The organism is bacterium (assembly GCA_024226335.1).
Classification (GTDB): Bacteria; Myxococcota_A; UBA9160; order SZUA-336; family SZUA-336; genus JAAELY01.
Window position 1 is genome coordinate 1 of sequence record JAAELY010000296.1, and the last position, 10,621, is coordinate 10,621.

Below are 10,621 nucleotides of genomic sequence, written 5' to 3' on the forward strand. Positions count from 1 at the left end.
AGATTCCCGGTCGCAGAGTTACCACCGATCCGAACACCCGACGAACCTCCATCGACGAAGATACCGAATCCGGCGTTGTCGTTCGCCAGGTTCCCCTCCAGATGACCCTGCGCGGCGGACAGCAAGTGGATACCGTGAGCGGCGCTGGACGTGGTGACGTTCTCCAGGATCAGGCAGTTTTTCGAAGTCAGCACAACCAGGCCCTCGTCGCCGTTCGTGATGGTGTTTCCCTGGACGAGAGCGGACGGGGATGAGGCGAGCCGCAGCCCCCCGCCGAATCCGAACGCCGGGTCGAACACGGCATCCTGGATCACGTTCCCCACGACGCGCGCACCGGGACATAGGCTGAGAAGGACGCCTCCGCCGCCGACGAACGTATTGCCCTCGAACACGAGCCCCTCGGCCGCCATCAAGTTGATTCCGGAACCGTCCTGATCGATCTGGTTGTTCACCACACGGGCACTTCGAAGTCCACCGGCTCCGGCGGTGACGGCCAGACCGGAGATCGTCGCATCTCGAATGACGTTGCCCTCCGCCACTCCCGTTGCACGGGCGACGTTCGAGGTGCTGATGAGGATCCCGTTGTTGGCTTCGGTAACGACATTGTCTCGCACGACGAAGCTGGTCACCCCGACGAGTGCCACGCCGTAGCCACCGACGACGTTCACGTTCGTCACGATCGCTCGATGATCCGTACCCGTGGCCAGGACGCCGAGCGTGCCGTTGGCCACGCCCGCTGTTGCCCGAAGCGACCCGTTGCGAATGGTGAAGCGGCGGAGCTCGCTGGCGAAGACCACCAGGTCCGTTCCCGGCGGGCTGCTGAGGGTGAAGCCGTTGAGGTCGAGGTCCACCTCCTCGACGCCGGTTCCCAGAAAGGCGATCGTGCGCAAGCCGGCGCTGCCCGCGATGTCGCGAGTCACGACGAACTGCCCGTTGGCATCCGCGCCGGACAGCTCCACCGGCTCGAAGATCGGGATGCGCCCCTCCTCGGCCTGGATGGACGCTGCAGCGCAGAGCAGCAGCAACGTGGCAAAAAGAAGGATTCTCGAGGTGGTCTTCATGGGTGCTCCTTCGGTCGGGTAGCCGTTCACCGGGACGGTAGGGCAGGTCGCCTGGCGCGATTCTACCCCAGAGTCGTTCCCGCGAGCCTGGATTTGTCTGCGGGCGTTCTACTCCCTAAGTTCTGCAAAGAGAGTACCTAGAGCCGGCCGGAGGCCCGGGAGCGTGGGAGATACCACATGACCTTCCTGACGGAGTGCGAGGCCGAGCAGGTGGCCTCGGCCATCGACGCCGCCGAACGAAGGACCGCGGGCGAGATCAAGGTCGTCGTCACGCGCCACTGCTGGACGTCGCTCGAGCGCAAGGCGGCGCAGATCATCGAGCAGCACGGCCTGGACCAGACCGCCGAGCGCGCCGCCGTGTTGATCCTGATCGTCGCGGCCAACCGCGAGCTGATCATCCGCGGCGATACGGGGATCCACGCCGAGGTCGGGCAGGAGTTCTGGGACGACGTGCGCGACGTGATGGTGGACGCGTTCTCCCAGGGCGCGTACGCCCGCGGCATGTGTGACGGGATCGAGCTGATCGCGGACAGGCTCGCCGCCGCGTTTCCGGCGGGCGAGACCACGCGCAACGAGCTGTCCAACGAGATCGCGTATGCCGACTAGGACGCGATCGCTCTTCCTGACGCTCCTGTGTTTCGTCGTGGCCGGCTGCGCGGCTCTTGCGACCACGGGCGGGCCGGCTTCAAAGAAGCCTTCGTACGCACCCTTCCCCGAGCCCGACTCGGGCTACGTCTCGGACCACGCGGATCTGCTCACGATCGACGAGGAGGAGCAGATCGAGCGTTGGCTGTGGCAGATCGAGAGCCGCACGGGTGTCGAGATCATCATCGTGGTCGTCGACTCGATCGCACGCTACCCCGGCACGCCGAACCAGGATGTCGAGTCGTTTGCCGGAGGTCTGTTCGACGCCTACGGCATCGGCAACATGCCGGCCAACGACGGTGTGCTGCTGCTCGTCGCGCATGACGATCGCAGGGCGCGCATCGAGCTCGGGGCGGGTTACGGGCACGGCCGCGACGGCGACGCGCGGAAAATCATGGACCGCGCCATCGTGCCGCGATTCCGCGAGGGCGACTACGCCGGCGGCATTCAAGCCGGGACCAAGGCGGTGGCGAAGGAGTTCGCCGGAGTCCGTATCGGTCCACCGTGGATGTTGATCGGTTTGCTCGCGACGCTGCCCGTCCTGGGGCTCATCGCGTTCAGCCTGTTCAAGAACGGCAAGCGCGGCTGGGGTTGGGTGGTCGTCGGGTTGATGATCGTCGTCATCCTGCTGATCCTGTTCATCGTGATGCGGATCGTGCGCCACATGCCGCGTGAGAGCAGCTCGGGCTGGAGCGCCGGAGGCCTGGGCGGCTTCGGCGGCGGTTCGTCCGGCGGCGGCGGCGCGACGGGAAGCTGGTAGCCGGAAGAAAGAGGAGAGCCCGATGCCGCATCGCTGCCCGGACTGCAAGACGCGATCGTTGCTCGAGTGGAAGACGAAGGACGGCAAGGCGACGGTCGACTGGTGCAAGACCTGCCGCGGCGTCTGGCTCGACAGGAACGAGCTCGGAGCCCTGATCGACGTCGCGATCCCCGACCTCGGCATCCCGCGCGACGCCCAAGAAGTGCGACGACCCTGTCCCCGCTGCCACAAGGCGATGTACCGTTTCGACTACCCGCAGACCGAGATCACCGTCGAGATGTGCAAGGAGTGCAACGGGATCTGGCTCGACAAGGGCGAGTATCAGCAGATCAAATCGGTGCGCCAGACACTCGAGGCCGCGGGTAAGCTGCACGACGACGGCCCAGTCGCGGGGGTCAAGGGCAGCCTGATCGCGTTCATCAACGGGGCGATCGAGGTGCTCAGGCCGTTCGGCAAGCCCTAGCGCATCAAGGGCGCACGGCCAACCGAAAACGCCCACGCGGACGAACTCGGTGTTCCAAGCTAGCGCTCGGCAAGAAGCTGTAGGTACTCAAACTCATTGCCGGTGCGCGGTCCGACCTGCAAATCATCGGGCCACGCAGGCGACTGAAAGAAGTAACGCATATCGACCATCTTGGTCATGATCTCGGTCGCTTGTGCTTGCCCGAGGTTGAATTCCTCTTGTGCCATTACGAGAAAAGCGGCCTTGGACAATCGACCGTGACTCTCACAGCGGGCTCGGAACTCGATTAGAACTTTGGCGGTCGTTTGCTTGTCCACAACCTTGCTGGTGTCGAGCGTCCACGATCGTTCTTCCTCGTGTTGAATCAGGTAGCCTTGATGTTTCAAGCGATGAAGACGCATGCTGGCGGCAGCCGTGCTGATGTTCAGCGCTTGGGCTAGCTCGCGGGCGGATCGGATGAACCCCCAGGCGTGGACCTCATCGCGGACCGCCAATAGCGTCTTTGCTTGCTCTCCCCTCAATTTGGTTGACGCCATCGTCGCTGCCTCTTCGAAGCTCCACCCGTTTGCTACAACACATATTATGAGAAAAGCGCAGGCGAAAACGATTCTAGCACGCACGTGTAGCGATATCTTAACGTTATAGTAACGTGAATATATCGCTTAAAACGAACCCCTCTCGTACGCCAACTCGACAGGATCGTCAACACGAATTTGCCCCAACGCATTGACTCGCCCACGAACTTAGTGTTCGAATGCAGACCATTGGAGTGTTGAAGATGGACGGCCACGAGCAGTTGTGTAAGTCCTTGCGGGCATCTAACGTTATATTAACGCCTGTACGTACGCAGTCGCCTCAAGAGAGGATGACGGGGAGTCCGGCTTGACAAAGGTCTCGAGCACGACCGCGCGACTACGAACCGCAGTGTTCGTTGGGGCGCGTGTGTTCGTCGCACTGTGTCTCGTGGCCGGTGCGCTGCCGGTCGCGATTGCGGGCGTTTTTGAAACACCGATCTCTCAGAAAGTGGTAGCGGGACACGTTCGATTGCCCGGCGGTCAGGTTGCCGAGTTTTTCCTCGGCGACGGTGAATTGCTCCGAATAGAAAATTCACTCGCCGAATACAAGATCGGTGTTGCCGCTGCTGTGGATACGCTCGATCCGACGAAGATCACCCTGATACCGGTGAACATCCGCGACCTCGGCAAGTCGGAGGAGCTCGAGCTGCTGGGGCCGCCGCGTCAGACCGCAGTGGGTCTCGTCGAGGAGTTCGTTGCGCCTTCCGGAGATCGATTCGCCATTCAGACATTGAGTATTGAAGAACCGGTTGTCCTACCGTACGAGGCGCCTCAATGCGGCGGGACGACGTCAATCTGTTGTGTGACGTGTGGGCATTGGACGATTTGTGGTCGCTGCGTGAGGTTGTGGTGTGGTAACTGTGGCAATTGCTGGGATCGTGAATCGACCTCCGGCACAGGTGCCCTAGCCCATGCAAGCTGCGCAAATCTATCAAGCGGACGTGAGTCCCCAACGGCAGCCGCCCCCTCGGCTGGCTGGTAGGGGCCAGGTTCGAGTATGCTACGCGGCCGCACGCGAGGACCTGCAACGGTCCGGAGGCTGGGATGTTGAGGGGAAATCGAAGACGGTGCCGCATCGCACTGATGGCCATATCGTGTGTGAGCGTGTTCGTCTTGCAAGCCTCCGCGCAGGATTCTCTCGTCGATACCGAGGGACTCCCGACCATTGTCAAACCGTTCGGGGTCCCTATTTCGAATCGCGCCGTGGAAGCCAAGCTCACGCTGGCCGGAAAGTGGAGTGCGCGGGTGGTTGCGCTGGACGGTACAATCGTAACCGTCGGTGGGCCCGTAGACGATGTCGAGTACGCGTTTTCGCCGGCACTTCAGGCGGATGGGATTGCGTGGCTGCCCATGACGATTCGAAACGGCGATGTCGTCGAGCAGTTGCCGCCATTCGAAGAACCCAAGACCTATCCATTCGACGACGACCGTTCCGTATCGACTGCGTGGGGCGAGTTCAAGATCGAGAATCTCGGCATCAAGCCCCATCGGTTCCCCCAAGAACGAGACTTCTATCGCATTTCGTCGTGGTCACGCATTCACACATCCGGCCGCGCTACCTGCTGCATCTCAAAGCAGGGGTGGTCGGTTTGCGGCGCATCGGTGAGTTTCCTCGGTTGGTCCTGCGAAAGCGAGATCATCAAGACCACCAAGCAGGCAAGCGCCAACTAGCGCGCAGTCGCCCAAACCACGAGATAATCTCTGAACCGGGGAGGTCTCTCGGTTGACGCGTTTCCTGTACAGGCGACGTGCGTGGATCACGATTGGCGGGGCCCTCGCCTACCTGATCGTCTGCCTCGTGGTGATCCTGACCCTTGGTGTCGATCGACGCCCCGGAACTCCTGTCGCCTTGAATGGCGAGGCGTTACCAGAGCAGATGTGGTTCGCCGGAACGGACCGTCTCGTCACGGTCGAGCGGACGGAAGCAAGGTTGACGGTTGTTTCCTGGGAGCTCCCCGAGGGAACCCCGCAACGAAGTCGCGTTGAGCTGCCGACATTGGATTCGGGTGAGCCCGCTGCCTATGCCGTCGCGCCGAACGGCCGGTCGGTGGCGTGGATCGAGGGTGGCCGGATCTTCGTGCGCGACCTCGAGGGCGGAGTGGAGACGGACGCCCTGGCCCACCACCTCGACGAGGGGCAGGCCGGCGTCGTGCAACAGTTGGCGCTCGTGATGGACCGCTCCAGCGACCGACTGGTGGCGGCAATCATCTACGAGAACGGCGATCTGCAGTTCTGGGACTACTCCAACCTGGAGAATCTCGGCGGATCCAATATGCCGCCGACCTGGCGTTTCGCATATCACGACACCGATCACCTCGTCGTGGGCTCCCTCGCCGAGAAAGACGTCATGGTCATGCCGTTGCACGACTTGAAGGACATGGCCTTCAAGAACTACTTCTGGGAATTCCCCGGTGTGACCGCTCTGTGCGTGGTCGACGGAGGCGTTCCCGTGCTTGGCACGGAACGCGGAAACATCTTCCGGCCCAAGGCGAATGCGACGTGGGATACGAGCCCGGAGAGACTCGGCGTGATCCACGCGCTTGCCCCCGGCGCCGATGGAAGCGTCTACGCCGGTGGCGACTTCGACGGTATCTATCGGTTGAGCCACGACCTCCTCGAAAAAGAAGTCGTCACTTCGGCAACACCGACCCGATTGCTGTCGGTCAGCGATCGGTTTCTCGCATTCTCCAACGGGGACTTCACCGGTTTCGTCGAGCTCAACGCCGAGCGCTACCTTGCCCCTTGGGTCAAGAGCCCGGGCTACTGGCTCGCGTTCATTCTCGGGTTCATCGGGACCCTGGCGACTCTGATCGGTTTGACGAGGGCTGCGCCGCCTACCGGCGGATCAACGCCGCCTTCGAGTGGGGAGACGGACGACCGGGACACGCAGGACGCCCAGGTCGACTCTGTACATGACGACCCGCCGATCGCCGTGTCGGATATCGCTCCCGGTGGCAAGATCGGACGCTATGAAGCCCTGGCGTATCTAGGGCAAGGTGGCATGGGTGTCGTTCTCCGCGCGCGTGATCCGCAACTGGACCGCGAGGTGGCGATCAAGATCGTCTCGGAGAAGTTCTCAGCCAACGATACCGCCATGGCGCGATTCAAGAGCGAGGCAAGGGCAATCGCGCAGCTTCGCCACCCGAACATCCTCACCATCCACGACATCGGTCAGACAGGCGAGCTCATCTATCTGGTAACCGAGCTGCTGGAGGGGCAGACCCTCGAGCAACGAATCAAAGAAGGACGGTCGCTCGCGCCGGCCGACGCGCTGAAGATCGTTGCATTGGTCGCGGTCGGACTCTCCGCCGCCCATGAAAAAGGCATCGTTCACCGCGACATCAAGCCGGGCAACATCTTCCTGACTCGAGATCAAGAGTCCAAGGTCAAGATCTTCGATTTCGGACTCGCGCAGACGGTTCCGGTCGAACCCGGCGATCCCGCGACCCGCCCGACGGTGCAGCATCACACGTCGCCCGGGCATTTCATCGGAACGCCGGGATACTCGTCGCCCGAGCAGGTTCGTGTGAGGCCGCTCGATGAGCGAACCGATATGTTCTCACTCGGCTGCGTGCTCTACGAACTGCTGACCGGCGATCGTCCGTTCATCAGGGAGACGATGGCTGACACCGCGGCCGCAGTTCTCTTGTTCGAACCGCCGAGCGTCACTACAGTCGATGAGAGCCTACCCGAGGCGCTCGGCGGCATCGTCCATCGATGTCTCGCAAAAGAGCCTGAAGACCGATTTGCCTCGATGCGTGAGTTGCTCGCCGAACTCGTGCCCTTGATTCGAGAACTCGACGACTCGTGGCAAGAGCCGCTCATCTCCCGCGACACCGACGTAGACGGGTCGGGCGATCAGGATCACTGAGGTGTGCGAATGAAGGTCGTGGAACAGTCCGCCCCGGAACTCCATTCCACATCGGAATTCGAGCACAACGTCCAGTCCGCCTGACGAACGCAACAGCGTCCGCTACCGGCACGATCGGGACGAACGGGTCGCTGGTACGCCTCAGGCAGAGGTTCGCCCAGCAGAATCTCAGAGACCGTGAACTTGAACTCTCCGTGCTCGGTTGCGATCGACGTGCTCCGCCCCACCGGTCGAGACACGGGGGCCGTGTCACCCAGTTGGGTAACCACGCTACCCCTCGGGTCATTCTCGATCAGCATCGGTAACCAGGCGATCACGGTACTTCCGTCGCGGTCCTCACCAAGAGCCGGAGCGAACGCGTAGACGAAGTCTCTCCGCCGTTCGACCGTCAACAGCGTTCCTTCACGGACGGTGAACGTCGCAACTTCGTCATCGGGCAAGTGCAGGCTGCCATGGACATCCATGTTCGAGATGGGCACGCCGTAGGCGGTTGTCTGCGCTTGCCCCCGTACCGGGCTCGACGAGGTCAAGACCAGCGAGAACACGACCGGGAACATCATGTAGCGAACAGAGCCCACGCTCCGAATCTAGCTTCCGGCAGAAGCACCGGCAACTGTCCCGGGGTCGGAGCGAAATGGACCGAAAACTCTCCAAATTCCTGAGATCGACGCGGATCAGGAGACCACCGCCGCCGGATTACGGTTCTGCCTGCTCCGTCTTCCGCAGGTCGCACGATCGCTCGCCGCACTGGATTGCGCCGCCGCAGACGGTCCACCCGTCGCCGCAATCGACGCAGCATCTCGCTTGGTCCGGCGCATTCTGACAGCTCGGCATGCCCGGTGCTGCAGCGTCGAAAGGGAAATCGTGGACGTCCAGCAGCTCGACCGGACGGATCGTGAAGGTGCCCTGCGGGGGAGAGAAAGACACACTCTCGTCGATCGCGACTTCCGGGGGAGCACCGTCCCCGAACTGATCGATCACACCGCCGGCGTCGATTGTCATCGCGAGCCAGGCGACCCTGGGCGGGGTCGCGTCCATCAGCATCGGTGAGAGCAGGAATCCGTTCTGCTGTGCATCACAGGCGACGAGACTGCCCTGCGGGTGTGTCCACGCCTCGACGGACTGACCGTCCGGCAGGGTCCACTCGGCGCGCAGGGCCTGGACGGCCGGAGCGTCGTCCTGCGTCCGGGGCTCGGGCGTCGAACTCGGTTCGTACTGAGAAGTCTCCTCGCTCGTGCCGCAAGCGGCCATTGCGAGACAGATCAGCGCGCCGGCGCTTGCAGCGCACACGACTCGCGCAAACGACGGTCGGTGAGATCCCATGAGTGTACCTCCCTGTCCGGATGTCTCTTTCTCGACTAGCTGGACCACTTGGTCCATGAAGTCACTCCTTCGTGGCAAAGTCAATCGCGGGAATGAGACTCTCCGAGGTGCCGTCGTCACTCTGTAAGAGTCATCGTCTCGGAAGCGCAACGCCATTGGCTTGACGCTCTCATCCCACACACGGTAGCCTCGACGGAGCGCAACAGAGCATCTCGAACGCCCAAACGGAGCCGCCGTGGCAACTGCGATCCCACCCGCCAACGATGGCCAGGCAAACGATCGACGATCGACCGGACTCGCGATCGCACAGCTTCTGTTACTCGTCTTGGCGCCTGTCGCAGTCTTCTTGCTGTACCTGTTTCTCAGTCGTAGGTTCGGCGAGTCCATCGTGGACAAGGCGATCGCGTTCCTCTTGGCATACGCAGTCGGCGTGTCCGTGCTCGCCGGGATTCCCAACCTCCGGGAGTGGATCGTTCGGCAACTGCGTGGGGCGTTTCAATCTCTCGCCGTTGTCGCCGTCATGCTCGCAGTGTTGATCACCGCTGCAGCGCTCTCGGGCCTGGCCCTCGCCGACCTCTCCGGCTCGCGATTCCGAGGAGCGGTCCAGGTTGACGGCGGCTCGCTCAGTGGACCGGCCGTGATCGTTCCGATCGGTTATGAAAGCGAGACGTTCCGCACGGACAACCTGGGGCGATTCGATGTCCGCTTGCATCTCGCAGGCCAGGAGGACGAGATCACCCTTCAGGGTTTCTACCGTGATCGGATGGGGCACACCGTGGTCGGTAAGAATGGCCGTTCCAGTATTCGGCTCGGGTTGGACACCAAGATGAAGTCGATCACCGAGGCGCGAACGATCCCGGACCTCCAGCGAGCGCTGAGCGCCCTGATCGCGTCCGGTGTCGGGGAAGCTCTCGTACTCGATGGAGAGCTGGAGCTTGCCGGCGGCCACATGGCCGACTTTCGGTTGAAGACCGATTCGATGCTGCTCGTCAGAGACGAGACGAGTCGGGACGCCAAGGGATTCATCCCGATGCGACAGACCACCAGCTCGGCTGCCTTTGATTGGCTCGCGATGACGATCGGGAAGGACGGCACCACCAGCCACGTGGGGAAGGAGACGAGAAGCCTGAACGCGGCGCATGAAGCCAGCTTTGACTTCGGCGATGGCATCGCCACGATCAAAATCAGCGAATTCGAGACTCTGCGCGGCGCCGAACCGGAGAAGCGGAATAGCCCCGTGACGAATGAACTTCCATCGCTCTACGGAAGCTCGGTGCACGAAATCTGCTGTATCACCTGTCGCGATATCACGATCTGCGCCAATCGAGTCTCGATTCCGTTTCCCGACTGTGGTGAGTGTGAGATTCCCCTGACCGTGGTACCCGAGAACTGACCTACACCCTCGTTCGGGGGACAGATGTCAGGAGCCGACCTCAGCGCAACACCGTCCCGGCATCAGCCAGCACCCGCACAGTCCGGATAAACCCATCCGCCATCCGAGTCATCGAGTCGTAGTCGAGAGTCTCCGCGGTATCGCTCGATGAGTGGTAGTGCGGGTTGCGGAACTCGGACGTGTCCGACAACGCGAGAGCCGGGTAGCCCCGCCAGAGAAACGGCGCGTGGTCGGCGCGATTGATCTGCTTCGAGTTGGTCGCCACGCCGACCGTCGGAAACTCGCACTGCTGCTGAAACAGCGCCACCGTACGATCCAACAACTGCTTGTGTGGCTTGTCGGTGGCAAACACGACGAAATTGCCGGTCGATGGGAACAGCGCACCGACAAGCGGAGGGTAGTTCTGGCTGCCCTTCTCGTGCTTGTAGTACCCGACGGAGTCGACTCCGATCATCAGCACGATCTCATCGCCGCGGGCCCGGCTGCGATCGGCGTGCACCCGGCTGCCCATCTGCACTCCGCCGGAGAAC

Annotated in this window: 12 protein-coding genes; 7 read left to right on the plus strand and 5 right to left on the minus strand. The window is 62.3% G+C overall.

Features of this window, described 5'->3' with window-relative positions; translation table 11 throughout:
* Nucleotides 1-1,061: hypothetical protein (locus tag GY725_15525; protein ID MCP4005599.1), on the minus strand; the 1,061-nt coding region annotated here is incomplete at its 3' end.
* A gap of 177 nt (nucleotides 1,062-1,238) precedes the next feature.
* On the opposite strand from GY725_15525, the gene GY725_15530 reads away from it, so the two are divergent.
* Genes GY725_15530 through GY725_15540 form a run of 3 tightly spaced genes read left to right on the plus strand, consistent with a single transcriptional unit; the run spans nucleotide 1,239 to nucleotide 2,929 of the window.
* A complete protein-coding gene (locus tag GY725_15530; GenBank protein ID MCP4005600.1) occupies nucleotides 1,239-1,667 on the plus strand; it encodes a hypothetical protein in 429 nt (142 codons plus the stop codon).
* A 37-nt stretch (nucleotides 1,668-1,704) separates the two neighbouring features.
* On the plus strand, nucleotides 1,705-2,466 hold the full coding sequence (locus tag GY725_15535; GenBank protein ID MCP4005601.1) for a TPM domain-containing protein: 762 nt from the start codon (nucleotides 1,705-1,707) through the stop codon (nucleotides 2,464-2,466).
* Nucleotides 2,467-2,488: 22 nt separating this feature from the next.
* A complete protein-coding gene (locus GY725_15540) occupies nucleotides 2,489-2,929 on the plus strand; it encodes a hypothetical protein (protein MCP4005602.1) in 441 nt (146 codons plus the stop codon).
* A 59-nt stretch (nucleotides 2,930-2,988) separates the two neighbouring features.
* Here the strand turns inward: GY725_15540 and GY725_15545 are convergent, their stop codons facing one another.
* Entirely contained in the window at nucleotides 2,989-3,465 is a 477-nt protein-coding gene (locus GY725_15545) for a hypothetical protein (GenBank protein MCP4005603.1), read from the minus strand.
* Between the two features lie 346 nt (nucleotides 3,466-3,811).
* Here GY725_15545 and GY725_15550 point away from each other — a divergent pair, with 346 nt between their 5' ends.
* The 3 genes from GY725_15550 to GY725_15560 all read left to right on the plus strand — a co-directional run bounded on the left by GY725_15550 (nucleotide 3,812) and on the right by GY725_15560 (nucleotide 7,375).
* A complete protein-coding gene (locus GY725_15550; protein ID MCP4005604.1) occupies nucleotides 3,812-4,486 on the plus strand; it encodes a hypothetical protein in 675 nt (224 codons plus the stop codon).
* A gap of 221 nt (nucleotides 4,487-4,707) precedes the next feature.
* Nucleotides 4,708-5,175: a hypothetical protein gene (locus GY725_15555; protein ID MCP4005605.1), complete on the plus strand. Its 468-nt coding sequence runs from the start codon at nucleotides 4,708-4,710 to the stop codon at nucleotides 5,173-5,175.
* Nucleotides 5,176-5,227: 52 nt separating this feature from the next.
* The gene (locus tag GY725_15560) at nucleotides 5,228-7,375 is read left to right on the plus strand and encodes a serine/threonine protein kinase (GenBank protein MCP4005606.1); all 2,148 of its coding nucleotides are present in this window, start codon (nucleotides 5,228-5,230) and stop codon (nucleotides 7,373-7,375) included.
* Here GY725_15560 and GY725_15565 read toward each other — a convergent pair.
* A complete protein-coding gene (locus GY725_15565) occupies nucleotides 7,369-7,953 on the minus strand; it encodes a hypothetical protein (GenBank protein ID MCP4005607.1) in 585 nt (194 codons plus the stop codon). The genes GY725_15560 and GY725_15565 overlap by 7 nt on opposite strands.
* 118 nt (nucleotides 7,954-8,071) lie before the next feature.
* Nucleotides 8,072-8,755 (minus strand): hypothetical protein, encoded by a 684-nt coding sequence (locus tag GY725_15570; GenBank protein MCP4005608.1) that lies wholly within the window; start codon nucleotides 8,753-8,755, stop codon nucleotides 8,072-8,074.
* A gap of 178 nt (nucleotides 8,756-8,933) precedes the next feature.
* Between GY725_15570 and GY725_15575 the strand changes: the two genes are divergently transcribed.
* Nucleotides 8,934-10,091: a hypothetical protein gene (locus tag GY725_15575; GenBank protein ID MCP4005609.1), complete on the plus strand. Its 1,158-nt coding sequence runs from the start codon at nucleotides 8,934-8,936 to the stop codon at nucleotides 10,089-10,091.
* Nucleotides 10,092-10,131: 40 nt separating this feature from the next.
* On the opposite strand, the gene GY725_15580 is transcribed toward GY725_15575, so the two are convergent.
* Nucleotides 10,132-10,602, minus strand: a complete 471-nt coding sequence (locus GY725_15580) for a M28 family peptidase (GenBank protein MCP4005610.1) — start codon at nucleotides 10,600-10,602, stop codon at nucleotides 10,132-10,134.
* Nucleotides 10,603-10,621: the final 19 nt, after the last annotated feature.